The organism is Candidatus Paceibacterota bacterium (genome assembly GCA_035452965.1).
Taxonomy (GTDB): domain Bacteria; phylum Verrucomicrobiota; class Verrucomicrobiia; order Limisphaerales; family UBA8199; genus UBA8199.
Window position 1 is genome coordinate 61,875 of record DAOTCE010000012.1, and the last position, 26,177, is coordinate 88,051.

At 63.0% G+C, this 26,177-nt stretch carries 16 protein-coding genes; 15 read left to right on the plus strand and 1 reads right to left on the minus strand.

The features are described 5' to 3' along the window. Positions 1–99: 99 nt before the first annotated feature. From P5205_11470 to P5205_11485, 4 genes are all read left to right on the plus strand, one after another. Positions 100–2,877 (plus strand): FG-GAP-like repeat-containing protein, encoded by a 2,778-nt coding sequence (locus P5205_11470; protein HSA10977.1) that lies wholly within the window; start codon positions 100–102, stop codon positions 2,875–2,877. 20 nt (positions 2,878–2,897) lie between these two features. Continuing rightward, a complete protein-coding gene (locus P5205_11475; protein HSA10978.1) occupies positions 2,898–6,710 on the plus strand; it encodes an FG-GAP-like repeat-containing protein in 3,813 nt (1,270 codons plus the stop codon). 192 nt (positions 6,711–6,902) lie between these two features. Then, the gene (locus P5205_11480) at positions 6,903–8,744 is read left to right on the plus strand and encodes a hypothetical protein (GenBank protein HSA10979.1); all 1,842 of its coding nucleotides are present in this window, start codon (positions 6,903–6,905) and stop codon (positions 8,742–8,744) included. Between the two features lie 10 nt (positions 8,745–8,754). Next, positions 8,755–9,276 (plus strand): hypothetical protein, encoded by a 522-nt coding sequence (locus tag P5205_11485; protein ID HSA10980.1) that lies wholly within the window; start codon positions 8,755–8,757, stop codon positions 9,274–9,276. Between the two features lie 368 nt (positions 9,277–9,644). Here P5205_11485 and P5205_11490 read toward each other — a convergent pair whose 3' ends face one another. Beyond that, positions 9,645–9,773, minus strand: coding sequence for a hypothetical protein (locus tag P5205_11490; protein ID HSA10981.1), 129 nt, complete (start codon positions 9,771–9,773; stop codon positions 9,645–9,647). A 190-nt stretch (positions 9,774–9,963) separates the two neighbouring features. Between P5205_11490 and P5205_11495 the strand changes: the two genes are divergently transcribed. The 11 genes from P5205_11495 (at position 9,964) to P5205_11545 (ending at position 26,098) form a co-directional block, all read left to right on the plus strand. Further along, entirely contained in the window at positions 9,964–10,191 is a 228-nt protein-coding gene (locus P5205_11495; protein HSA10982.1) for a hypothetical protein, read from the plus strand. Next, the gene (locus tag P5205_11500) at positions 10,158–10,679 is read left to right on the plus strand and encodes a hypothetical protein (protein HSA10983.1); all 522 of its coding nucleotides are present in this window, start codon (positions 10,158–10,160) and stop codon (positions 10,677–10,679) included. The genes P5205_11495 and P5205_11500 overlap by 34 nt, the downstream gene beginning before the upstream one ends. After that, complete coding sequence (locus tag P5205_11505) at positions 10,676–12,109, plus strand: sulfatase (GenBank protein HSA10984.1); 1,434 nt, start codon at positions 10,676–10,678, stop codon at positions 12,107–12,109. Before P5205_11500 ends, P5205_11505 begins: the two co-directional genes overlap by 4 nt. Before the next feature lie 162 nt (positions 12,110–12,271). Next, complete coding sequence (locus tag P5205_11510) at positions 12,272–14,881, plus strand: DUF4965 domain-containing protein (protein HSA10985.1); 2,610 nt, start codon at positions 12,272–12,274, stop codon at positions 14,879–14,881. 120 nt (positions 14,882–15,001) lie between these two features. Continuing rightward, positions 15,002–16,318, plus strand: coding sequence for an MFS transporter (locus P5205_11515; protein HSA10986.1), 1,317 nt, complete (start codon positions 15,002–15,004; stop codon positions 16,316–16,318). Between the two features lie 80 nt (positions 16,319–16,398). Continuing rightward, positions 16,399–17,883, plus strand: a complete 1,485-nt coding sequence (locus P5205_11520) for a sulfatase (GenBank protein HSA10987.1) — start codon at positions 16,399–16,401, stop codon at positions 17,881–17,883. A gap of 428 nt (positions 17,884–18,311) precedes the next feature. Then, positions 18,312–19,385, plus strand: coding sequence for a M48 family metallopeptidase (locus P5205_11525; protein HSA10988.1), 1,074 nt, complete (start codon positions 18,312–18,314; stop codon positions 19,383–19,385). After that, positions 19,375–20,493 (plus strand): SGNH/GDSL hydrolase family protein, encoded by a 1,119-nt coding sequence (locus tag P5205_11530; GenBank protein HSA10989.1) that lies wholly within the window; start codon positions 19,375–19,377, stop codon positions 20,491–20,493. Before P5205_11525 ends, P5205_11530 begins: the two co-directional genes overlap by 11 nt. Positions 20,494–21,385: 892 nt before the next feature. Continuing rightward, a complete protein-coding gene (locus tag P5205_11535) occupies positions 21,386–23,557 on the plus strand; it encodes a formylglycine-generating enzyme family protein (GenBank protein HSA10990.1) in 2,172 nt (723 codons plus the stop codon). An 84-nt stretch (positions 23,558–23,641) separates the two neighbouring features. Next, complete coding sequence (locus P5205_11540) at positions 23,642–24,976, plus strand: Gfo/Idh/MocA family oxidoreductase (protein HSA10991.1); 1,335 nt, start codon at positions 23,642–23,644, stop codon at positions 24,974–24,976. A gap of 207 nt (positions 24,977–25,183) precedes the next feature. Beyond that, positions 25,184–26,098, plus strand: a complete 915-nt coding sequence (locus P5205_11545) for an FAD:protein FMN transferase (GenBank protein ID HSA10992.1) — start codon at positions 25,184–25,186, stop codon at positions 26,096–26,098. The last annotated feature ends 79 nt before the right edge of the window (positions 26,099–26,177 follow it).

Below are 26,177 nucleotides of genomic sequence, written 5' to 3' on the forward strand. Positions count from 1 at the left end.
CCGAATCAGTCCCCGTATCATGAACTCACCACCAATCCCCACCAACAGTGGACCATCGAGCAAAAGCTATGACCTGACGGCAGGAGAGGAGGCAGGGCTATGAAAAAGCTATGCCTGTTGTTGTTGTTAAAGGTCAAGTTCGCCCGTGCGGATGGGGGACCCGGCAACGCGCTGCTCTTCGCTCATACGGTTCACTCCGTTTCCGTGCCGCACGCCATTGCGCTTAACGCGTATCCGTTTACGGTCACGGCCTGGTTTCAGTGGGAGATCCCTGAGGACACGCTGTTGGTCCGAAAATACGACGGTGCTTTCAACGGCTGGCGGATTCGAATCGTCAACGAGCGGCTTTACGCTTCGTATTTTGCCAGCAGCACAAACTTCGTCTCGGAAGGCGCCTTCGGCCTCGACGGCGGATTCGTGGGCGATCCTGACTGGCATCACTTCGCCTTCACGGTGGATGCCAACGGCGGGAAGGTGTATCTGGACGGTGTCCTCACGGCGTCCGGCGCGTGGTCGGGCACGCCGGCTGCGGCAACCACGAGCCACAACCTGATTCTGTGCGGCTCCGATCTGCCCGTAATAGGCAACCTTCGGCTGGATGAGGTAAGCTTGTGGAATACGGCGTTGAGCCAGGCCCAGATTCAGTCGAATAAAAATCGCAGCCTGGCCGGGAACGAACCGGGGTTGGTGGCCTATTATCGCTGCGATGAAACCAACGGCTCCAGCACCCTGGGTGACAGCGCGCCGGCGGGTGGGTTGAACCACGGCTCGTTCACGCCGTTCACCGTGCTGTTCGGGCAGTCGCAAGTTTTCCCGTTTACGCCCTTTGTGGAGACGCTCCCTGCGACCGCCGTCAGTGCGGACAACGCGACGTTGAACGGCGTGGCCAACCCGGCGGGCACGAACACCAGCGCGTGGTTCGAGTGGGGCGCGACGACCAATTATGGCAGCACCACGGCCCCGCAGCCGGTCGGCAGCGGGATGGGAAACGTGAACTTCAATCAGGTCCTGGGCGGGCTCTCGGGCGGTGTGGTGTGCCATTTCCGAGCCGCGGCCTCCAACGCCCTGGGCGTGGCGTTGGGCGTTGATCAAAGTTTCAGCGTTCCACTCTTCACCCCGGTCAACTTCAATTTCGCCCAACTGCATCGCGGATCGTTGGCCTGGGGCGACCATGACAACGACGGGTTTCTCGATCTCCTGATAACGGGCCTGGACGACAGCCCGTACACAGTTCTTTTTCGATACACGGGGACCAACTTCGCCCCGGTGCTTACACCGTTCCCCGGCGTCACGGGCGATACCCGAAACGGCGCTGCCGCCTGGGGCGACTTCGACAACGACGGGCGATTGGACGTCGCGTTAAGCGGCTCCACGCATCCGAGCGTACTCAGCTTGGTCGGCCAGGTCTGGCGCAACTACGGGTTGGGCTTTTCGAACATTCAGGCCGGCATCTCGGGTGCCGTCAGCGGATCCTTGGCATGGGGAGATTATAATAATGACGGGCGCTCGGACCTTCTGATGGCGGGATATCCCGTGGGATGCGCGATTTGGAACAATTCCCCTTTCGGGTTTGCGGTTGCGTATGCGGGGATCGATTATGTCTATGACGGAGCGGCGCGGTGGGGTGACTACGACAACGACGGACGGCTGGACATTCTGGCGGCAGGTCTGGGCGGCGCCAAATTGTGGCGGAACACCACCAACGGTTTCATCAACAGCTCCATCCAACTGCCCCTCGTGAGGGATGCTTCGATTGCCTGGGCTGACTATGACAACGACGGCCGGTTGGATTTCTTTCTCACCGGTTTGGATTACGCCAACAACTGGCACTCAGAACTATGGCGCAATACGGGCAGCGGTTTCAGCCATGTTCCGACACCAGGACTGCCGGGGGTCTACCACGGCGCGGTGGCCTGGGGCGACTGCGACAACGACGGCCGCCCCGACCTCCTGCTTACGGGAGCGACCACCACCAATGCCGCCGGCCAACCCAGCGGAAGTGTATCCCAACTGTGGCGAAACACCGCCGGCGGGTTTGTCAACAGCGGCCTGGATCTTCCCGGCGTCGCCTACAGCGCGGTCGCGTGGGGCGATTACGACAATGACGGAAAACTGGACTTCGGCCTGATGGGGGCCACGAACCTTATCGGAGGCGGGGTGGGCGGGAACCTCACGCAGATCTGGCGCAACAATACCGGGGGTCCAAACCACGCGCCCTCGCCACCGGGAGGGCTGAGCGCAAGCGCGGCCAATGGAATTGTGACGCTCACCTGGAATGCCGCCAGCGACACGGAAACGCCCTCCAGCGGATTGACCTACAACCTGCGCATGGGCACCGCTCCGGGCGGCTCCGATCTCATCGGGCCAATGGCCGCCGGCAGCGGGCTGCGGCTTCTCCCGGAAATGGGCAATCGGCAACTGGCCCGGTGCTGGTCCACTGCCGCGCTGCCCGTGGGCGTGCCGCTTTACTGGAGCGTGCAGGCGGTCGACTCCGCGTTCGCCGGATCACCCTTTGCGCCCGAGGCCGGTTTCAGATTGGTTCAGGCGCCACCGCTGTTGACGGCAGTCACAAACACCAGCCTCCCTTTCGGCGATACGAGCGGCGATGGAATCGTGGATCAACTGGAATTGAACGTCGTCCTTTCGAATTATTTCGCGACCAGCCCGTGGCTTCACCTGACCAACGTCGCCGGACTCGGCGGCACCAACGTGACCTTTGCCCTCACCGACGATCCGGTTGCCGGCGCGTTCGGCGTGGAATACACCACCAACTTCGCGGACTGGCATTTCCTCGGGCCCGCCACGCCGCGGTATCTCTTCACCGACACCAACGCCCCTGCCGTTCCGCAGCGCCACTACCGCCTGCGCTGGCCGTGATGCCAAACCGTATCCCAATTATGAATACCATGCGGTTCATCCTTGCCGCGACACTGTTCGCGACCACTGCTCTCCACGCCCAAGTCGTGGCCGACGGCGCGACCAATACGCTCGCCAACGTCACCAACACGTTCACCGGCGACGTGACCGTGAGCACCAATGGCTCCTTCACCCTGCTCGCGCTCTCCGACAACGCGCTGCTGACCAACTCCGTCAACGGCATCATCGGCCGCAACGCCACGGCCAAATCCAACGAAGTGCAACTCACCAGCCCCACCGCCCGCTGGCGGATGGGCGGCTCGCTCTTCATCGGCAGCAACGGGTCGCTGAGCCGGCTGATCATCAGCAACGGCGGGTGGGTCGAAAATGTCAGCGCCCGGCTCAGCTTCGCCGGAGCCGTCGGCAATCAGACTGTGAGCAGCAACAACTTCGCGCTCATCACCGGCGCCGGTTCGGTGTGGAGCAACCGCAACGATCTGGATGTGGGCCAATCCGGGCGGGATAACCGGATGGTTGTGAGCGACGGCGGCCGGGTGGTAAGCCTGACCGGGAGCGTGGGCGAGAATGGGGGAGCCAGCAACAATCTTGTGCTGGTTACGGGAAACGGGTCGATTTGGAGCAACTCGATGAATTTGCGGGTGGGGGTTCAGGGATCAAGCAACCGCCTGGTGGTGGAAGCCGGCGGGCGCGTGCATGCCGGCAGCGGCACGATCGGGGATTTCAGCAGCGGCAGCAATAACCAGGTGGTGGTCACAGGCCCATCCTCGCTGTGGACCAATGCCTTCGCGTTCATTGTGGGAAACCAGGCCGGCCTTAACGAACTGGTGGTCAGTGCCGGCGGAGCACTCTGGAGCGCCGGCGGCGTGGTGGGCAACAACTTCGCGGCGGACAATCGGGCGATCGTGACCGGCCCGGGCTCGGCTTGGACCATTCCGGGCACTTTGACTATCGGCAGCTCCGGGGCCCGCAATGCGTTGATCGCGAGTGATGGCGCCACCGTGTTGGCGACCAACCTGGTCATCGGGGCCAACACCGCTTCGGCCGGCAACCGCCTCACCGTGGACGGCGGCACGCTGCGCGTGACAAACGTGTCGGTGACCGGAACGCTGGACGTCCGGCGCGGCACCAATGTTTTGAACGCCGGGTTGGTGGAAGCCGACCGGTTGCTGGTGACCAACTCGCAAGGCGGCTTTGTGTTCAACGGCGGAACGCTATCTGCCCGCAGCACCACCATCAACAACGGGCAGTCCTTCCACGTCGGCAACGGCGTCGACCGGGCCACCCTGGTTTTGGCGGGCAGCGGTTCGCACTCCTTCGCCCCGGGCGGCCTGCACATCTTTGGCAATGCCCTGCTCACCGGTAATGGCTCGGTCAGCGGCAACACGCTGCTGTTTCTCGACAGCACGCTGAGCCCCGGCGCGTCCATCGGAACCCTGGCTTTCAGCAGTTCGCCCCAGTTGTCGGGGACGACGCTGATGGAAATCAGCAGGACCGGCACGGTGTTGACTAACGACCGGGTGACCGTAACGGGCACGATCACATACAACGGCTCGCTCGTCGTCACGAACATCGGCCCGACGGCTTTGGCACCGGGCGATCGCTTCCCGCTGTTCGCGGCGGGAACTTACGCCGGGGGCTTCGGCAGCCTTGCGCTGCCACCGCTCAACCCGGGCCTGGCTTGGACCAACAAGCTGCTCGTGGACGGTTCGATTGAAGTGGTCGGCCTCATCGTGCAGACGCTGCCGGCCGCCATCGCCTCCAACACCGCCACGCTCAACGGCGTGGTGAATCCCGGCGGCAATAACGCCACGGCGTGGTTCGAGTGGGGCACAACGACAAACTACGGCAACTTCACCGCACCGCAGGCGCTGGGCAGCGGCCTCAACCCGACGAACTTCAGCCAGTTCCTCGCCGGTTTGGCTGGCGGTGTCGCGTACCATTTCCGCGCCGTCGCCTCCAACAGTTTTGGGTTGAGCTTTGGTAGCGACCAGAGTTTCATGCCGCCCGCATTCGTTGATATCGGCGCGGGGTTGCCGGGTATTGACTCGGCTCACACAACGATTCTAGTTGGGACATCCGGCTCCGCCGCCTGGGGAGATTACGACAACGACGGGCGGCTGGACGTCCTGCTGGCTGGCAATGAGATTTGCCAGATTTGGCGAAACTCCGGCGCCGGCTTGACGCTCAGTACCAATTTTACGTTATCCCTTAGCGCCTGCTCAGTCGCGTGGGGAGACTACGACAACGACGGGCGGCTGGATTTCTTGGCGGCGGGCGGAACCGGCGGGTTACCTACCGTGGGCGTTACCAAGGTCTTTCACAATACAGAAAGTGGATTCATTGACGGTAACACCAATGTCGACGCGCTGTTGTTGGGAACTTACGCCGGAGCCGCAGCCTGGGGCGACTTTGACAATGATGGGCTTCTGGAAATCCTGTTGACTGGCATTGGGATTGCCACCGATGCATTGTGGCGCAATGTTGGGAACGGGTGGTCAAATATCAATTCAGGTTTGCCGGCACCGGACAACAGTTGCGCAACGTGGGGCGATTACGACAACGACGGCCGGCTCGATGTTCTCTTGAATGGAGGACTGCCCCCGGTCTGGCGCAACGTGGGAGGTGCGTTTACCAACAGCGGTGTCGGGCCGCCGGCGATCCGGCGCGGCTCCGTGGCCTGGGGCGATTATGACAACGACGGGCACCTGGACATGTTGCTGACTGGGGCCCAATTGGCAGACGGCATCGGGGCCATATCACAGATCTGGCGCAATACCGGCCACGACTTCACCAACATTAATGCCGACCTTCCGGCGGTCTTCAGAAGCGCGGCAGCGTGGGGCGATTATGACAACGACGGCCGGCTGGACTTCGTTCTCACCGGGACAACGAATGCCGACGCCAGCGGAAGCATCGCCCAGATCTGGCGGAATACGGGCGCTGGTTTCACGAACATCAACGCAGGCTTGCCGGGGGTTTCATGCAGTTCCGTCGCCTGGGGAGACTACGACAATGATGGACGGTTGGATATCCTGATTACCGGAACGAACGCAATCTTGGGAAGAATCTCGAAGATTTGGCGCAATCAGACGCCGACACAGAACGCCCCTCCTTCGGCACCGGTAGGCCTCACCGCCACCGTCCTGGGCAGTCAGGTGATGCTGAGCTGGGATGCGGCAAGCGATGGGCAAACTCCCGCCAGCGGCCTCTCCTATAACGTGCGCATCGGTTCGACGCCCGGCGCCTCTGACATAATGGGGCCGATGGCAGGCGAAACTGGATTCCGCCGTCTTCCGCAGATGGGCAATGCGAATGGACGTTTGTTTGCGCTATTCAACACCGCATCGAGCCAGCCTTATTACTGGAGCGTTCAAGCTGTCGATACCGCCTTTGCCGGAGGCCGGTTCGCATTCGAGCAGAGCTTCAGTGTGACCAATGCTCTGCTTCTAGCTTCGGTCAATGGCGAACCCGTCGGCCCTCTTCGCGTGCCGGGCGATCAAAATAGCGACGGCATCGTGAGCCAGTCCGAACTTGCCGCAGTGCTGGAGAACCTCAACGGTGATGGCATTCTTACTGAAGCCGACCTTGACCTGGTTCTGTCGTACTATTCCCCGAACAGCCCATTCCTCCAGCTGACCAACGTCGCCGGACTCGGCGGCACCAACGTGACCTTTGCCCTCACCGACGATCCGGTTGCCGGCGCGTTCGGCGTGGAATACACCACCAACTTCGCGGACTGGCATTTCCTCGGGCCCGCCACGCCGCGGTATCTCTTCACCGACACCAACGCCCCTGCCGTTCCGCAGCGCCACTACCGCCTGCGCCGGCCGTGATATCCGACGGACCCCCACAATGAGGCCTCCACGATTCGGCTTTGCCGTAGTGCTGCTCGTCAGCAGCACTCTGAACGCCCAATCGTCGCGGATGGCGCGACCAACCCCGCCACGATCCCGGCCACCGTCCGACAAAGCTCTTCCGGTTGGCCAAACCGTGAACCCAAGGCACCGACGCAGACAGCCCGGAATATGAAAACGAAAACCCTGCCTCAGTCCATCGGGTCGGCCGCCCTGGCCGCCCTGTTGCTCATCGCGCCGCCCGCCCTCCACGCCCAGTCACCCGCTCCCTCCGGCACCGTCCTCACCATCGCCGGCAACGGCTCGCCGGGGTTCTCGGGCGACGGCGGGCCGGCCACCAATGCCATGATTCACGGGGTCAACGGTCTGGCGGTGGGGCCGGATGGCACCCTTTATTTCGCTGACACAGGCAACTTTCGGGTTCGCGCGCTTGACCCGGCCAGCGGCATCGTTCGCACCGTCGCCGGCAACGGGGGCATCGGCGACACCGGCAACGGCGGCCCGGCCACGCTTGCGCAGTTGAATCTGCCCGAACGCCTCGCCTTGGATGCGGCAGGCACGCTCTTCATCTGCGACACGGTCAACTTTCGCATCCGGCAGGTCGTCCCCGTCAGCGGGATCATTACAACCATCGCCGGCAGCGGATTCAATGGCCTCTCGACCGGCGATGGCGGGCCGGCAACCAACGCCTCGTTCACCGACATGGCATTCGTCGCAGCCGATCACCTCGGCAATGTGTTCGCCACCGACGACCACCGGCTCATTCGCCGCACCGATGCCCTCACGGGCATCATCACCACGATCGCCGGGGGTGGAGCCGGCGCTCCCGGTGCCGGCCTGGCCACGAACATGGCTTTCACCGACCTCGCGGGCATGGCCGTCGGCTATGCCGGGGAGCTCTTCTTCTCCGGCAACTACCGGGTATTCCAACTCGACCTGGCCAGCGGCCTGATGGCGCCTTACGCCGGCGGCCCCAGCGGGGGCTACGGCGGTGACGGCGGGCCCGCCACAAACGCCGTGTTCGGCGGTATCACTGCCCTGGCCGTTCCGCCCGGGGGAGGATTGCTCATTGCGGACTCGGGCAACGCGCGAATCCGCTACGTCGTGCCGGACTCCATCAGCCTGACCAACGATAGCGGCCAAACCGCCTTCCACCTGCCCTGGGTCAGCGCGCTGGCCGGTGGTCTCACCGTTGCGAACAACACCAACCTGGCTTCCGTGAATATGGGGTCGCTGACCACCGTCGGCGGCAACCTCACTCTTGGGCCCAACGCTCCCGATACGGTCGTAGACATGACCAGTCTCACCGACTACGGCTGCGGCACCAACGAGGTGACGATGACCTTGGACGGCGGCACCGTCCAGGTGACCAACGGGTTGACCCTCTGCACGAACGGCACGCTCACCGGCTCCGCCACGCTGGATGGCAGCGTGACCAATAGCGGCACGATCGAGCCCGGGTCCTCGCCCGGCAGCTTCAACATCGCGGGCAGCCTCGTTCTGCTTCCAGGCTCCCGGTTGCGCCTCGAGCTCGGCGGCCCGGAGGCGGGCTCGCAATACGACCAGCTCAACGTCAGCAATGCGGTCACCTATGGGGGCACGGTCACCGTGCAACTTATCAATGGGTTCACGCCCTCGGCGGGCCAGGTCTTCCAGCTCATCAACACCCCCAGCCGCCTTGGCGCCTTCGCCGGCGCCAGCCTGCCCGCCCTGCCCGCTGGCCTGACCTGGACCAATCGCCTGGCCGCCGACGGTTCTATTGCTGTGGTCGCGCAGGAAGTTCCGCCGCAACTGCTCAATCCGCTGGTGCTGGGCAACGGCAGTTTCCAATTCGGCTTCACCAACCCCGCCGGCGCATCCTTCACGGTGCTGACCGCCACCAATCCTGCCTTGCCCTTGAGCAACTGGACCGCGCTCGGCCCGCCCGCAGAGCCTTCCCCCGGCCAGTACCAATTCACCGACGCGCAACACACCAACGACGCCCGCCGGTTCTACCGCCTCAGCAAACCATAGACCCAAGCCAATGACCAGAAAACAAGAACAACAACCGAAAGGAGCAGTTATTATGACCATTCAATCCATCAAACCGTCCGTCGTCGAGACGCCTCGCCGAGGCGTCCGGCGGACGTTTCAGCGAAACACCCCTACCCTCGTCGCGGCGGCCCTGGTGCTGGCCCTGGCCGGCGTCTTCGTCGCCCGCACCGCCTTCGCGAGGGTCGCGAGAAACACCATTGACCCCGTCGGCATCGTGGCCCACAACGGCCGCCACGTCACGCTGACCGGGCCGATCGCGATCACCGCCGGCGAGCGGGCGCTCATGCGCGTGACGGTGACCCAGCGGACCACCGGCGCGGTGGCCGAGGGCTACGCCGTGTTCAGCGGCACCGGCGCTACCAACCAGTGGGAGATCGAAGCCGCCGTCCACGGCTGCGAACGGCTCGAGGCCGGCCCCGCCATCGCCGTGGCCCTCGCCCGCTCCGCCCGGCATGGCCGCGCCACCGACGCCCACCAATGGCTGGTGGACATCACGCTGGTCCAGGAGTAGAGCCCTCCGGGCGCATCTGGACACCGCCACCATTTTCCCCCTCACCCCGGCCCTCTCCCCCGCCGAGGGGGAGAGGGCCGGGGTGAGGGGGCTGGCGGTGGCACTGATGAGATGCGCCCGAGCCCTCCTGCAAATTCCCTGTAACCTTGACAACGCCGCGTTCGTCGATATCCTATGACCCGTTGGTGGCGAGTCCTCGGCGCCTGCCGCTGGTGCCCCGGCGGCCGGAAGGCGGTCCGGCCTCGGACTTCCCCCCGGCGCGGCGGAGAGGAGGGGCTGAAAAAGCCAGGAACATGCTTGCAACATGCAGGGAACTACGGTGGCGGTGCGGCACCGCTCCCGCTCCCCTGGCGTTCTCCTCCCGCGGATCACCCGATCACGATCAGATGCATGGACTCGGGCAGGTGCGCCGCCACCCGCGCCACCACGTTGCCCTTGAGCAGGTTCACCAGCGCCGCCCGCCGGCCCTCAGCGCTGCACGCCTGAGCCGCATCCATGCAATCCGTGGTGGCTCTTTTGAATAGTCACGGCGGAGGGAGAAGTGGCTTTTCGGCTCACCGAGCATGCGACGAGCTTATCCGGAGCCGCGCACGGGCGTCAACAGGTAGTTTGTGTCCGCTCTGCCTGGACCGACGGCTTCGCCTGGTGCTTGCATCCAACCACGCGAGGGTCTACGCTTGCTTCACCGTGAAACAGCCGTTCATCAACGTCGAGGAGAAGCCAGACAGGTTTGTTGGACGCAGGACAAAGACGCCTGACGCCTTGTCGGTTAAGACGAGCAACAAGGCTGACGCCATTGCCTGGCGCAAGTCCTTCGGCGGGGTGCACGTCCCCAAGGGCGTCCATCGCTTTCGCACACATGAGGAGGCCGACGAGTGGTTATGGCGGATGATCGCCCGTCCACGTCCGAGCTAGAGCCGCGGGAGCCCACGGTTGAGGACTTGCGCGATCTGTGCCGCGAGTTGAATCAGCGGCAGGCGCAATATGTTGTCGTGGGCGGGTTCGCGATTCGGGCTGCGGGTTACAATCGCCGCACCATGGATGTGGATCTCATTGTCGCGAGCGACCGGGAGAATGAATCGCGTGTCTTCTCCGCTCTCGCCACCTTGCCCGACAAAGCCGTCCGAGAGCTGCAGCCAGGGGAGCTCCAGCAATACAACGTCATCCGCGTGGCTGATGAAGTGCTGGTGGACCTCATGTGTTCAGCTGGGGGCATTGATTACGAAGCCGCGGCCAAGGACGTGGTGGTGCGCGAGGTGGAGGGGGTGCCCATTCCATTTGCCTCGCCGCGGTTGCTTTGGCGCATGAAGGCGGTGACGCATCGTGAGAAGGATGCCGGGGACTTGGTCTTCCTGCGGCATTGGTTCGCCGAGCGGGGAGAGGAGCCGCCGACAGTTTCATGAGACTGCCTGCATTGCCGCCAATCCTGCTGGTGCTGACTTGCTTCGCCGGCGTGACCCCGTCGCAGGCCGCCGTGCCTCCCTCCACCGCGCGCCCGCCGAACGTGCTGTTTGTGCTCGCCGACCAGTGGCGGGCGGAGGCGTTTGGGTATGCGGGGAACCCTGACGTCAAGACGCCCCACCTGGACCAGTTGCAGCGGGAGGGGGTTCACCTGGTCAACGCTGTCTCCGGGCTGCCGGTTTGTTGCCCGACGCGCGCTTCGCTGCTGACCGGGCAGCGGCCGCTCACGCACGGCGTCTTCCTGAACGACGTGCCACTTGATCCAGAGGCGGTGACAATCGGCAAGGTGCTGCGCGCGGCAGGCTACGACACGGGATACATCGGCAAGTGGCATGTGGACGGCCATGGCCGCTCGAACTTCATCCCGCGTGAGCGGCGGCAGGGTTTTGAGTATTGGAAGGTGCTTGAGTGCACGCACGACTACAATCACTCGGCGTATTACGCGGATGGCCCGGAGAAGCTGTATTGGGACGGCTACGACGCCATCGCCCAGACGCGCGACGCGCAGCAATACCTGAGGGACCACGCGCAGTCGCAGAAGCCCTTCTTTCTCTACCTGGCCTGGGGACCGCCGCATGACCCCTACTTCACGGCGCCCGAGAAATACCGGGCTATGTATGACCCCGCGAAGTTGACGCTGCGGCCCAATGTGCCTGAGGCCGGGAGCGCGAACGCGCGCAAAGTCCTCGCCGGCTACTATGCTCACTGCACGGCCCTGGATGATTGCTTCGGCGAACTGCGACGCACGTTACAGGAAACCGGGCTGGCGGAAAACACGCTGCTGGTGTTCACCTCCGACCATGGGGATATGCTGGGCTCGCAGGGCGCCACCCACAAGCAACGGCCGTGGGATGAGGCGATCCGTGTGCCGCTGCTGGTGCGCTGGCCAAAGGGCCTGGGGACGAAGGCGCGCCACCTGGATGCGCCGATCAACTCGGAGGACCTGATGCCCACCCTGTTAGGATTGTGCGGCCTGCCGGTCCCCAAGACAGTGGAGGGTCTCGACTACAGCGGGTATGTTCGCGGCAAACGGAATCCGGGCGACGGGGCAACGGTCTTCGCCTGTGTCTCACCATTCGGGCAGTGGACGCGGCGACAAGGGGGCAAGGAATACCGTGGTGTGCGGACCACGCGCTATACTTACGTGCGCGACCTGAACGGCCCCTGGCTGCTCTACGACAACCAGACCGACCCCTGCCAAACGAACAACCTCGTGAACATGCCCAAGCAGGCCAGGTTGCAGGCCAGGCTGGAGGGGCTTCTCAGCCGCAAGCTCAAGGAGCGGCACGACGAGTTCCTGTCCGGGGAGGCCTACATTAAGCAGTGGGGCTACAAGGTAGATGCCAACGGCACGGTGCCCTACGAGCGCTGAACCGGCCGCCCACCGTGGCGCCGTCGGGAAGATCAGCGCCGACGGACGTTGGCAGCTATAACTGCTTGAATCCGCCCTGACTTTGGGCGCATGCGGAACCGAAACTACTCGCGTTACGCCGCGGAGGTAGGGCATTGTGAGGACGCAATAAATGAGTGAACTATGACAAACAGAGCAACATGCGGGAAAGTCTGCGCACTATTCGGTGCGCTGTTGGTGATCGCGGGTCCACGAATCGCTGTCGCCGCCCAGGAAGTTAGCGCGTTCCGGCCTCCTTCTGTGCCGCTGGTTGCCTGCGATCCCTACTTCAGCATCTGGTCACCGGCGGACAGGCTGACCGACGCGGATACCGTTCACTGGACGGGCAAGCCGCATCGCCTCGCCAGTTTGGTGCGGATTGACGGCAAAGCGTTCCGACTCATGGGGAAGGACCCAGCCAACTTGCCCGCGCTGCCTCAGGCTGGCGTCGAAGTGCTGCCGACCCGAACCATCTGTACCTACGAGGGACAAGGTGTGCGAATCACGCTCACCTTCATGACAGCCACACTGCCGGAGGACCTGATGGTGTATTCGCGCCCCGTGACCTATGTCACATACGACCTTCGAGCCACGGACGACCAAACCCACGATATTCAGCTCTACTTTGATGCTTCCGCAGAACTTGCTGTGGACGATCCACGCAACCAACAAGTCCAGTGGTCTCAACCAGATATCGGCACCCTGGCTACGGTGAGAATGGGCTCGGTAGATCAACCCGTTCTGGAAAGGAAGGGCGACAATCTGCGAATTGACTGGGGCTATCTCTATGCGGCCGCGCCGTATTCCGAGACCACCTCACGGTGGGTCGCGGGGCGCGGGGTGCTGCAGCGGGAATTCGCACAAAACGCCCTCATCACCAGCCTTGGCATGTCCCCGCCCCCCGCCAGTGCCGACGTGCCTGCGGCGGCGTTAGTGTTCCATGTGGGGAAGGTCTTCGCCAAACCCGTCTCCCGCTGGCTCATGCTGGCCTACGACGACGAATATTCGATTCAGTATTTCAAGAGGAACCTGCGGCCCTACTGGCGGCGGAACGGGGATGACGCGGCGGCGTTGCTGAAGAAGGCGGCGGCGGAATACGAATCGCTCAAGCGCCGGTGCGAGGAGTTTGATGCGGAGTTGATGGCGGCGCTCACGAAGGCCGGCGGGGAGAAGTATGCGCGGCTTTGCGCGCTAGCTTATCGGCAATGCTGCGCGGCGAACAAGGTTGTGGCCGATGCCAACGGCCAGCCACTCATGTTCCCGAAAGAGAACTTCAGCAACGGGTGCATCGGCACGGTGGATGTGATCTACCCGATGGCGCCGCAGTTTCTGCTGTTCAGTCCGTCACTGACCAAGGCTATGCTAGTGCCGATACTGGACTACTCCGCCTCGCCGCGCTGGCGCTGGCCGTTTGCGCCGCACGACTTGGGCACTTACCCGTTGGCCAACGGCCAAGTCTATGGCGGCGGCGAGCGCACAGAGGAAAATCAGATGCCCGTGGAGGAGACCGGCAACATGCTCATTCTGCTGGCCGCCTTGGCACAGGTGGAAGGCAACGGGGACTTCTGCGCCAAGTATTGGCCGGTGCTCGAGAAGTGGGCTGATTACCTTAAGGCCAAGGGCTTCGATCCTGAGAATCAGCTCTGCACGGATGACTTTGCCGGCCACCTGGCGCACAATGTCAATCTATCCATAAAGGCGATCTGTGGGCTGGGCTCGTTTGCCCGGCTTTGCCAATACCGCGGCCAGACAGCAAGAGCGGCCGAGTTCCAAGCCATGGCGAAAGATTTCGCCCGGCGTCTGCGCGAGGTGGCACTGGATGGAGACCATTCCCGGCTGGCGTTTGATAAGCCCGGCACCTGGAGTCAAAAATACAACGCCGTCTGGGACCGCATTCTAGGATTCAACATGGGGTCCGCTGAAGATTGGCGCAGCGAAGTGGATTTCTACCTGCGGCAACTAAACCAATACGGCTTGCCGCTCGACAGCCGGAAGGACTACACGAAGCTGGACTGGACGCTTTGGACCGCCACCCTCACGCAGGACCGGGCGGACTTCGATGCGCTGCTGGACCCGGTCTATCGCTTCCTGAACGAGACCCCTGACCGGGTACCGATGACGGATTGGTATGACACGAAGACGGCAAAGAAAGTTGTATTCCAGGCGCGACCGGTGGTGGGGGGTGTATTTCTGCAGATGCTCTACGACCGCGCTGAATGGAAGAAGTGGGCGAGCCGGGACATGACGAAGGCGGCGAATTGGGCGCCCTTCTCGGCGCCGATCCCGAAGCCGACCAAGTCCGTCACAGTAGTACCAACCTCGGAGCGGGAACCGATCACCTGGCGCTACACCACGCAGGCGCCGGCCAATAACTGGTTCAAACCCGGGTTCGATGCGTCGTCCTGGAAAGAGGGGCCAGGTGGTTTTGGGACTAAGGGCACCCCGGGCGCCGTGGTCCGGACGGAGTGGAGCACGCCTGAAATCTGGCTGCGGCGCGAGTTTGTGATGCCGGAGGGAAATTGGGAAGACCTCAAGTTCCGCATGCATCACGACGAGGACGCCGAGGTGTATGTGGACGGCATCCTGGCGAGCCAGGTGCCGGGCTATGTGACGGACTACGAACCCGTCCGCATCAAGACCAAGGCCAAGGAATCGCTCAAACCGGGCAGGCATATGCTGGCCGTGCATTGCAGGCAGACCGGGGGTGGTCAGTACATTGATGTGGGGCTGGTGGACCTGCAGGAGACCAAGTAACAAACCCCGGCGTTAGCCAGTGCGAGCACGCCCCCGCCTTCAGAATCGCCGACCACCAACAGCCAGTGTGACACTCAGAGGCTTGACCTGGGCACCGGTAGTGTAAAGGCTGTTCGCCTAATGCCAGCAGCAACACCACAACCGTCCTCGCCCGACCCCGCAACCGCGACCCCCCAGCCCCGTCCGGCAGGCGGCTTCCGGTGGGTGATCTGCGCCTTGCTCTTCCTTGCCACCACGGTGAACTACGTTGACCGCCAGGTGATCGGCCTGCTGAAACCCATTCTGGAGCAGGAGTTCAAGTGGACCGAGAGCGACTATGCCAACATCGTGACCAGCTTCCAGTTGGCCTACGCCATTGGCCTGCTGCTGGTGGGGGGCATCCTCGACCGGATCGGGGTGAGGCTGGGATACACCCTGGCTATTCTGGTCTGGAGCATCGCGGCCATATCGCACGGGTTCATGCGCACAGTGACCGGGTTCTGCGCGGCGCGCTTCGGCCTGGGCGTGGCTGAGGCGGCCAACTTCCCTGCTGCGATCAAGGCTGTGGGCGAGTGGTTTCCCAAGCGACAGCGCGCGCTCGCCACCGGGCTATTCAACTCGGGCACGAACACTGGCGCACTGTTGACCCCCTTGTTAGTGCCTTGGATCTACACCCACTGGGGCTGGCCGGCCGCTTTCTATGCAACAGGCGCCATCGGCGCGCTGGTGGTGCTCCTTTGGTGGCCGCTCTATCGCTCGCCTGAACATCACCGTTTTGTATCGCCTTCCGAGCTGGCCTTCATCCGCTCCGACCCGCCCGACCCGCCCCAGAAGTATCCTTGGTTGAAGATGTTCGTGCATCGCCAGACATGGGCCTTTGCCCTGGGCAAATTCCTCACCGATCCCTGGTGGTGGTTCTATCTGTTTTGGGTGCCGACCTTCCTAAACACGCAGTTTGGCATCGCCGTTGAAGCCGGAAAGATCGGCCCGCCAATGGTGACCATCTACCTCATGGCCGACATTGGCAGCATACTCGGCGGCTGGCTCTCCGGCCACCTGATCAAGCGGGGTTGGAGCGTGAACGCCAGCCGCAAGACGGCGATGCTGGTGTGCGCGCTGGCAGTGGTGCCTATCATCTTCGCGTCGAGAGTTACCAGCATGTGGTCTGCCGTGTTTTTGATCGGCCTTGCCGCCGCCGCCCATCAGGGTTTCTCGGCCAATATCTTTACGCTGGTCTCCGACACTGTTCCCCGCAAGGCCGTAAGCTCCGTCACGGGCATTGGCGGCATGGCAGGGGCGGTGGGGGGCATGTGCGTTGCGAAGGTTGTGGGCTGGGTCCTGGACGCCACCGGCAAAAACTACCTCATCCCCTTCCTCATGGCCGGGTTTGCCTACCTGATCGCGCTGGCTGTCATTCACTGGCTTCTGCCCCGGCTTCAGCAGATGGAGATTGAGTAGCGCAGAGGGCAGGCTTAAGCAAGCCAGCCCTCGCGCTTGCGACAGCCCAAAGCAGGGCCGGCCGTAGCCAACAACAGATTATGACCAAACAACTCGGCCAGTTGGCCGTCCTCGTCCTGCTAACGCTCGCCTGCGGGGGCGACGCGATCAGCGCGCCGCCGGCAAGGCCACACAACGTCCTCCTCATTGCCATAGACGACCTTAACGACTGGGTCGCCTGCCTTGGCGGGCATCCGCAGGCGCAAACGCCGAACATGGACCGGTTGGCGGCGCGGGGCACCCTGTTCCGGAACGCGCACTGCCAGTCCCCCCTGTGCAATCCCTCGCGCGCCAGTCTGCTGACTGGGCTGCGACCCAGCTCCACCGGCATATACGGATTGGCGCCGGGGATTCGCGACGTGGCTCGCACCCGCGGTTGCGTCACGCTGCCGCAGTATTTCGCCCAGCACGGCTACTTTACTGCTACCTTCGGCAAGATATTCCACGATGGTTCCATCCCTGCACCGTTGCGCACCAACGAGTTTAATGTCTGGGGTCCGGCTCCTGGCATGACCATGCCGCCGGTGAAGTTCGTCAATACCCCTTTACCAATGCGTCTCATGGACTGGGGCGTCTTCCCCAAGGACGACCGAACCCAGGCGGATTGGCGCATCGCCGACGCCGCCATCGCGCAGATCAAGTCCTTGCCGCCCGACAAGCCCTTCTTCCTCGCCGTCGGCTTTCGCCTGCCGCACGTGCCCTGCTTCGCCTCGCAGCAGTGGTTCGACCGCTTCCCGCCCGAAGAGCAGATCCTCCTCCCGCCCGTCAAGCAGCGCGACCGCGACGACACCCCTGAGTTCTCGTGGTATCTCCATTGGAAACTGCCCGAGCCCCGCCTTTCCTGGCTGAAGCAGTCCGGTCAATGGCGCGCGCTCGTGCGCGCCTATCTTGCCAGCACGACCTTCATGGACAGCCAGCTCGGCCGCGTCCTCGACGCCCTCCAGGCCACCGGTCGCGGCGATCACACCGTCGTCGTCCTCTGGTCCGACAACGCCTGGCACCTGGGCGAGAAGGCCATCACCGGCAAAAACTCCCTCTGGGACCGCTCCACCCATGTGCCGCTCATCTTCGCCGGTCCGGGGACGGGGCAGGGGGCGCAGTGCTCGCAGCCTGCCGAGTTGCTCGACATCTATCCCACGCTGGTTGAACTCTGCGGCCTGCCGGCCAAGGCTGAACTCGAAGGGCACAGTCTTGTGCCGCAGTTGAAAGACCCAACGGCTTTTCGTTCCTGGCCCGCCATCACCAGCCACAACCAGGGCAACGACACTGTGCGCACCGAGCATTGGCGCTACATCCGCTATGGCGACGGTTCCGAGGAGCTATACGACTACCGCAGCGACCCGAATGAGTGGACTAACCTTGTTGCCGACGCGAAGTTTTCCGCGACGCGGAAGGAGTTGGCCCGGTGGCTGCCAAAGGCCCCGGCTCCTCCTGCGCCGGGCAGCGCGCACCGGGTGCTGGTCAAAAAGAATGGTGTCTGGCTTTGGGAAGGCAAACCCATAAACCCAGCGGAGAAGGATGAATAACGTGCCAGCGCGCGTGACGTCTCTGAAAGCTGTTCCTCAAGATTGCGGGCGCCCCTGCGAGCAATAGCGGCTGTCCTCTGGCGATTTGCGTGACTGCCGCTGGCACATTCGATGCTTCCAACCGGTGCAGGGCTGGAGGCTGGTACGGAAATGCCGCAGTTCAAGGTGAGCCATCGGTTCTGCCTGCATTACTCGGCCGGTTGGCGGAATTTAGGAATCGCCAGATCGGGAACGAAGCATTGGACGGCTTGGAGCAGTTCTCTGAGGAAGGGGGGATGGCGGTTAGGCCTTAAGGCGACAAGGAAAGAGAGCCGCCGACCGCGTGGATCTGGGATCGCAGTGCGCCCGCTTTTTCAGATGCTTGAATTCAGCAATGGTGGTATCAAGGTGGCGCAGTGACAGAAGTCCCTTCTGCATTTGAAGCATACGTGACCCACACAAGCCGTGGCGAGGAAGTGGTTTGGGGCCGGATTGTCTTCGAGGGATGGCGGCTGCGGTTCGAGTCAGAGGGGATCCAGCTCGAAATCCCGCTGGTGAACCTGCGGATTGAACGGGAGGAATCAGCGGCTCGAGGGGTTGCCTTCTACGACGACGGCCAGCCGGAATGGGTGGTTCATACGCCGGGAGAGGAGATACTAACGCACGGCTCGCTCCTGCAACAGCCGCATACCCGGAACCAGATTCGCGCGCTGCAAAGCGGCCAGGAGTTGAAGCGGCGGCTCAAGATGGTCGGCGGTTTCCTGGCCGGTTTTGCCTTGGTCGCACTGCTGGTATCCCTATTGATGGGTTTCATGGTGCGCTCGCTCGTAACCCGGATTCCAGTGGGATGGGAGCAGGAGTTGGGCGACAAGGTGCTGGCTGAGTTAAAGGAGAAAGAGACGTTCATCACCGACGCGAAGATGCAGACGAACCTGGCCTGGAGCGTGGCCCCGCTCATGCGCGCGGTGCCTACGAACGCGCTGGGGTTCAAGTTCTACCTGCTGCAAAGCCCGCTGCCCAATGCGTTTGCACTGCCAGGCGGGCATGTGGTCGTGTCCACAGGTTTGATGGACCTGGCGGAGCGCCCGGAAGAAATCGCCGGCGTGGTGGCGCATGAACTGGCACATGTGACCCGGAAACACGGCCTGCGGAAGATCATCTCTTCCGCCGGGCCCTACCTGCTGTGCCGAATGTTCATGCAGGGGAACAGTGGATTGCTGGGAATGCTGGCCGGTGGCTCGCAGGTGATGGTGTTCCAGAGCTTCTCCCAGGAATACGAGATCGAAGCCGATGACGTGGGTTGGCAGTACCTGTTGGCGGCACGTATAGACCCGCGCGGCCTGCCTGACATGTTGAGAAAACTCGAGGCGGAGGAGAAGCGAATGAGGCTCATACACCTGGCGCCGCAGGCGTTGAGCAGCCACCCGGCCACGGAAAAGCGCCTTAGGCGATTCGATGCAAAGTGGTACAAGTTGAAAGATAAGTCGGAGTTTATCCAGTATGAGAAGCAACATGAGGATTAGATGCCAGAAGAACGCCGCGGTGATGGCCTTGGGATGCCTGTTGGTGCAGGCAAACGCGCAGGGACAGGCGGCGGATCAGGCCGGCGGTTTGCGGTGGCATGACGCGCGCACGTTGACCGTAGAGGGCAAAGGCTGGAGCGATACAAAGCAATTTTACGACCGCCTGCCGGCCCGCGCGGAAGGTATAGTGCGCGGGGCGGTTTGGGGGTTGAGCCAGGATTCGGCGGGCATCGCTGTCCGCTTCGTCACGGACGCCGCTGCGATTTCGGCTCGATGGACGTTGCGCCGGGAGCGATTGGCCATGGCGCACATGCCCGCCAGCGGCGTAAGCGGCGTGGACCTCTATGTCAAAGAGAGGGGTAAGTGGCGTTGGCTGGGCGGCGGTCGGGCGGAGAGGTTTCCCACGGAGGAAAAGGAACTGGTGAAGAGCATGAAGCCGGCGCGGCGGGAATACCTGCTTAATTTGCCGCTTTACAACGGAGTCGAATCAGTGATGGTTGGCGTGCCACTCGACGCGAAACTTGAGCCGGCGGCGCGCCGGCCCGAAGGGCAAGGGCCCATACTGTTCTATGGCACGTCCATCGTGCAGGGTGGTTGCGCCTCGCGCCCGGGCATGGCACACCCGGCGATACTGGGCCGGCGCTTGGACCGGGCGCACATCAATCTGGGATTCTCAGGCAATGCGTGGAGTGAGCCGGAAATGGCGCAACTCCTGGCGGAACTGGACCCTGCGGTGTATGTTCTCGACCCGCTCCCGAACATGAAAGAAGAGTGGGTGGTGCCGCGGTTGGAGCGGTTCGTGGCGATCCTGCGCGGCGCCCATCCAAAGACGCCGATCGTGCTGGTGGAGAATATCGCTTATCCCGACGGCGATTATGTGGGGCCGCGGGGCGAGCGGTACATGAAGGCCAACGGACGGCTGCGCGAACTGCATCGGCGCTTGGTGCGGGCGGGTGACCAAAGGCTGCTTTACGTTCCAGCGGCTGGGTTGCTCGGCACGGATACTGAAGGGACTGTGGATGGGACGCATCCGACGGATCTTGGCTTTATGCGAATGGCCGACGCACTCGAGCCAACGCTCCAGCGCGCACTGAAGCTGCGGCATTAGCGAGTCGCGTTTCGGGCTGCCGTTCGAAGGTTACGACCGGGTGGGCTGGTGAACCGGGGGGTGTGTCTCATGCCGTGGCTGGCTTTGCGTCGCGGGGGAGCCTGGCCTTCTCGATGCCCGGTGCGCCCTGTGTCGGCGGCGCGCGCGCCGATGCTTCGCCTTGCGGTATTGGAGATAGGCCAGATAGATGACAAGGCCTATGATAAAGACCACCGTTCCCCACATCAGCGCGGACTCGATTATATAGTATAGCTTGGGCATGGCCCCGGCCCGAACAGTAATTCTGGCGAGCCGTACGCTCGCCTAGATGTAAACTACGTCGCACAAGGCATAAATCAAACCACCAGGAGGCGCATCTGGTTAGCACCACCAGACCTGCCAGCGGGGGATTGATAGGGCGCGCAGTCCCCTGAGTACCCTGCCGTCGTAGAGGCATCCGACTGGTGGCACTGACTTGAATGCGCCCGCCAACAGCAGCGCGTATGCATGAAGCTGCCGGAGGAGCGCGGACGTCTAGCCCGCTTTGCGGATGGCGGGCCAGACCAGCGGGCCAGATGCCCGCGCGCCTTCAGGCAGACGCGCCGGACGTGACGCTTCCATAGGACATTTCATTCGACAATTGGACGGAGTTGGACTATAAATATCAGCCAGGCGCGGTCGGGAAGCGCCCCTGGGCTGAGGAGGTCCGGGACAGGGCAATCAAGGCCCAATCATGGAGTAATCATGCTCCAATCATGCTCCAATGATGCTAGCAACACCGGGACAACACGCCGGCAACCCAATCCAATCCCGCGCGTCTTCATGCATACGCGCTGCGCCAACAGGGCGGTTAGTGTTCCGGGTTTGACAATCCAACCGGCACTCACAACACTGTGCCCCAAGTTTTAGAAGCATGAAATACTACTTATCTCTGGCGGCAGTGGCGGCGGCAGTTTTGACGGCTGCGCCGGTGCCGGTTCGGGCTGACCAGCCCAACCCCTCATTGATTTACGAAACCACGCAGGAGTTCTTTGCGAGCGGCGACTTCGACCGCGACGGGCGGTCCGACTTGGTGATCGTTGACAAGGACAGCGGCAAGTACCGGCTTGCCTACCAGTTGACGCCGGGGCTCTTTTCCTGGGTGGATTGCCGGCCGAGCGGCATCAAAGGTATCGCCGGCTTTAGCATCGGCCGCGTACTGGTCAAAGACCAGGACGCCGCAACTTTCACGTCGCCCGACGCCAACGAGATTACTTTGGTGGACATCTCCAGCCCCACTGCCCCAGGCAAACCGGTAGCTGTGCCATTCACTGCCGCGCTCGGGCCGAATACGGTCGTGGCGGTGGACATCGGCGGCGAGGGCAACACGAGCCTCGACGACCTGGCCGTTGGGTCCATTTACAATTCCCCCGATCCCAGCCTGGGCGTCCTCCTGCGCAATGATCGCGCCGAGTTTCCCAAGCTGACCGAGATGCCATTGCCTGGACCAGCCGTCCGGGGCAACCGGCTTTCGCTCAAAGCGGGCCAACCGGAAGTTGTCTGCGGGCTCGTGCAGGGTGATAAAGGTGACACGCTGCGGGTAGCGGATTTCAGCGGCGGCAAACCGGAAGCGCTGGCTACCGCCGCCGACCTGCCCGGAGGCTCCGATTACGCCGCAGGCAGATTTGGCAGCTCCCCCTTGCCGGTGTTCATTGTCTATAAGCCGGGCGACAAGAGCGTGGCGGTCCGGCCCCTGGAAGAACCCACCCCCAGGAAGTTTCAGTTCGGTGCCGGTCAGAGCTTCGATCTTGGTCAGCCGGTGCGGCGGGTCATTGCGCTGAATGAAGGCGGAGCAAAGCGTCTCTTTGTCATCTTTGGGGAGGGCGAGAAGGCTGGCGTATTCAACTTTGATGGGAGCAAAGCTCCGGTGCTGGTGCAGAGCCTCGCGGCCACGAACGAGGCGTTCACCTGCGCTCTGGGCACGGCGGAGGGCTTCATGGTTTTCACCCGTCCGGCGGCGGGCAAGTTCTCCACGCGCTACCAGGCTTTCAAGGCCAGCGGCGAAACCTACACGCCTGGCCCCTTTGGCGCGTTGGCCTCCCTGGCTGACAACGACAACATTACAATCCCTGACATCCACTCGCGGATTGTCGCCAAGCAGACGGTGGTGAGTGAGAGCGAGATGAAGCCTTACACCAACACAATTCCAGGCACGCAGGTGAGTTTTGCCATGGTGCCGATTCGCGGTGGAGAGTTTGTCATGGGCAGCCCCGAAACTGAGAAGGGCCGCAAGCCGGATGAAAGCCCTCAGCACAAGGTGAAGCTCGCTCCGTTCTGGATGGGCCAGTGTGAAGTGACCTGGAACGAATATGAGCTATTCATGTATCCGGATGAGGAGAGACGCACCCGCGCCACCATCCCGACGGATGCGGCCGGAGACAAGCTGGCCGACGCGGTCACCCATCCTTCCAAGCCTTACGTCGAGATGAGTTTCGGCATGGGGAAGGACGGCTTTCCGGCCATCGCCATGACGCAGCACGCCGCGAACAAGTATTGCCAGTGGCTCAGCGCCAAAACGGGCCAGTTCTATCGCCTGCCGACCGAGGCCGAGTGGGAATACGCGTGCCGCGCCGGCACGACGAGCGCCTATTTCTTCGGGGACGATGTTGCCAAGCTTCCCGAATACGGCTGGTATGAGATGAACAGTGACTTCAAGTACCAGAAGGTCGGCAAGAAGAAGCCCAATCCCTGGGGCCTGTATGACATGTGCGGGAATGTCGTCGAGTGGGTGCTCGATCAGTATGATCCGGAGTATTACAAACAAGGCGGCGCCAACGGCAATGCGGTCGAGCCGTGGAATAAGGCCACCAAGCCCTATCCGCACTCGGTGCGCGGCGGTTCGTGGGACGATGAGGCGACCATGTGCCGCAGCGCGGCGCGGCGCGGTTCGGACCGTTCCTGGAAGATGCAGGACCCGCAGTTGCCCAAGAGTGTCTGGTATTTCTCGGACGCGCAGTGGGTGGGCTTCCGCATTGTGCGCCCGCTCAAAGTGCCGCCGCCCGAGGTGATGCAGAAGTACTGGACAAGTGGTGTGGAACGGGACTGAATTACCCGTGCCGACGCTGCGTCATTATGAACAATGGCTTTCGCTCGCAAGCTTACAGTTGATAACCATAACCTAAAACGTCCTATGCAAGATCATACCACCAATCCATCCAGTGCGGTTTCGCGCCGCCAGTTCCTCATGCACTCAACAATTATTGCCGCCTCCGCGGCGGCGGTGAGTTTCCCCACGGTGCTGCGCGCTCAGAACAAACAGTCCATCAATGCGGTGATCATTGGCTTGGGCGGGCGCGGCAGTGGTGCCGGCCGCGACTTTATGGAAGCGGCCAAAGCCGCCGGGGTGGACGGCAAGATTGTCGGCGTGGCCGACATCTTCCCCGAGTCGGCCAAGAAGGGCATGGATAATTTCGGCCTGCCTGAGGCCAAGTGCTTCAGCGGCTTTGACGCCTTTCAGAAGGCGCTGGCCTTGCCCGGCGTCAACTACGCCATCCTCGCCACGCCGCCGGGCTTCCGCGCGGCGCACTTCAAGGCGGCCATCGAGGCCGGCAAGCATGTCTTTATGGAGAAGCCCGTGGCGGTGGACGGGCCCAGCTGCCGGATGATGTACGCCGCGGCCGAACTTTCGAAGCAGAAGGGACTCAAGGTCGTCGCCGGAACGCAGCGCCGCCACCAGGCTCCCTATCTTGAAACCGTCAAGCGCATCAAGGACGGCGCGATTGGGGACGTGGTCACGCTGCGCGCCTACTGGGTCAACGGCGGTCCCATCTGGCACCGTGGCGAGCACGGCGCGACGGAACTCGAGCGCCAGATTCGCAACTGGTACCACTATATCTGGCTATGCGGAGACCATATCTGCGAGCAGCACGTGCACAACATTGACGTCTGCAACTGGATCGTAGGCGACCACCCGGTGAAGTGCTGGGGCATGGGCGCCCGGCAGCAGTTGATTGGTCAGTCCGGCGAAATCTGGGACAACTTCGCCGTCGAGTACGAATACCCCAACGGCGCCCGCATGTACAGCTACTGCGGCCAGATCAAGCGCGAGTGGTCCTCCGTCAGCGAAGGCGTGCAGGGCACCAAGGGCACTGCCAATCCCGGCGGCCACATCCAGCCCAAGGACGGCCCGATGTGGCGCTACCGCAAGCAGGACGGCGAGGTCAGCCCCTACGTGCAGGAGCACATTGACCTCATCAATGCCATCGTCAAGGACACCGAGCTGAACGAGGCCAAGCAGGTTACCGACAGCACGCTTACCGCCATCATGGGCCGCGAGGCGGCTTATAGCGGCGCTGGCGCGGATTGGGACACCGTGCTCAACTCGACGTTCTCCTATGGTCCCGAACTTCTCTACAGCGATTGCGCGGGCATGCAATGGGGAGGCTTCCGCGTGCTCCAACCACCCATGCCCAACAGCCACAATGTCTTCAAAAATCCACCAGTGGTCCCGGTGGCCAAGGCGTGATTGGCCCCACGGGATGAATTGGTTTCAGGGCCGGCCGAATGGGCCGGCCCTTCCTTTTTCCGAGCGGGAATGAAGCCTCCAAATTCAGTTATCTTGGCCTTTGGGTTAAGGGTCTTGTCCCTTCTCGTCGCCTTGTTGCTTCTGGGAGGCTGCCGCACCGCGCCACCAGAGGCAGCTCTGCACCGATTTGAATTCCGCCACCCGGCGATGGGCACGCTCTTCACCATCACGCTCTATGCCCCGGACGCGGCCAGCGCCGAAGCCGGTGCGCACGCGGCTTTCAAGCGCGTTGATGTGCTCGAAGACATCATGAGCGATTACCAGGCCGACAGCGAACTGAACCGCCTCCGGGACCAGCCGTATGGCAGGCCGGTGCCGGTCAGCGCGGAGTTGTTCGATGTGCTCCAGCGCGGCCTGAAGATCGCCAGGCTTTCGGGCGGCGCGGTTGACCCCACCATCGGCCCTTACGTCCGATTGTGGCGGTTCGCCCGCAAGCGGCACGTGCTGCCTGCGCCGGAGGAAATCACCGTGGCCCGCGCGGCGGTGGGGTGGCAGAAGTTGCGGTTGGACCCGCGCGCGCGGACGGTCACGCTGCTCGCGCCAAACATGCGGTTGGACCTGGGCAGCATCGGCAAGGGCTACGCCGCCGACCAGGCGCTGCGACTGCTGAAGGACGGGGGCATAGACCGGGCTCTGGTCGCGGCCAGCGGTGACATCGCCATCGGCAAACCGCCCCCGGGTCAGCGCGGCTGGAGGATCGCCATTGCTCCATTTGAGGGAGCCACCAATAGCCTCCCGCGCACCCTGCTGCTGCGCAATGCCGGTATCTCGACCTCGGGCGACACCGAGCAGTTCATCGTGATCAATGGCACGCGCTACTCGCACATCGTGGACCCGGCGACGGGCCTGGGCCTGACGCATCGCATTCAAGCAACCGTGATCGGCCCCGACGCCACCACGACCGATTGCCTCGACACCGCCGTGAGCCTCCTGGGCGTGGAGCGCGGCCTCAAGCTGATAGAATCCTGGCCGCGCACTTCGGCGTTGATTGTGGTCAAGGAGGACAGCCAAACCAGCCACTTCGCCTCGCGCCAGTTCCCCGAGTCACTTCCAGTCAGGTAAGGACCTCTCGCCGGACGGTCCGTAGTGGAGCGGAAGCGCGCGCCGCGTTTCCGTGCCCCCGTTTGACGGCAGCTCGTTG

Coding starts and splice junctions, on each gene's coding strand:
- P5205_11470 (HSA10977.1), top strand. CDS start 100: ATGAAAAAGCTATGCCTGTTGTTGTTGTTAAAGGTCAAGTTCGCCCGT.
- P5205_11475 (HSA10978.1), top strand. CDS start 2,898: ATGAATACCATGCGGTTCATCCTTGCCGCGACACTGTTCGCGACCACT.
- P5205_11480 (HSA10979.1), top strand. CDS start 6,903: ATGAAAACGAAAACCCTGCCTCAGTCCATCGGGTCGGCCGCCCTGGCC.
- P5205_11485 (HSA10980.1), top strand. CDS start 8,755: ATGACCAGAAAACAAGAACAACAACCGAAAGGAGCAGTTATTATGACC.
- P5205_11490 (HSA10981.1), bottom strand. CDS start 9,773: ATGGATGCGGCTCAGGCGTGCAGCGCTGAGGGCCGGCGGGCGGCGCTG.
- P5205_11500 (HSA10983.1), top strand. CDS start 10,158: ATGGCGGATGATCGCCCGTCCACGTCCGAGCTAGAGCCGCGGGAGCCC.
- P5205_11505 (HSA10984.1), top strand. CDS start 10,676: ATGAGACTGCCTGCATTGCCGCCAATCCTGCTGGTGCTGACTTGCTTC.
- P5205_11510 (HSA10985.1), top strand. CDS start 12,272: ATGACAAACAGAGCAACATGCGGGAAAGTCTGCGCACTATTCGGTGCG.
- P5205_11515 (HSA10986.1), top strand. CDS start 15,002: ATGCCAGCAGCAACACCACAACCGTCCTCGCCCGACCCCGCAACCGCG.
- P5205_11520 (HSA10987.1), top strand. CDS start 16,399: ATGACCAAACAACTCGGCCAGTTGGCCGTCCTCGTCCTGCTAACGCTC.
- P5205_11530 (HSA10989.1), top strand. CDS start 19,375: ATGAGGATTAGATGCCAGAAGAACGCCGCGGTGATGGCCTTGGGATGC.
- P5205_11535 (HSA10990.1), top strand. CDS start 21,386: ATGAAATACTACTTATCTCTGGCGGCAGTGGCGGCGGCAGTTTTGACG.
- P5205_11540 (HSA10991.1), top strand. CDS start 23,642: ATGCAAGATCATACCACCAATCCATCCAGTGCGGTTTCGCGCCGCCAG.
- P5205_11545 (HSA10992.1), top strand. CDS start 25,184: ATGGGCACGCTCTTCACCATCACGCTCTATGCCCCGGACGCGGCCAGC.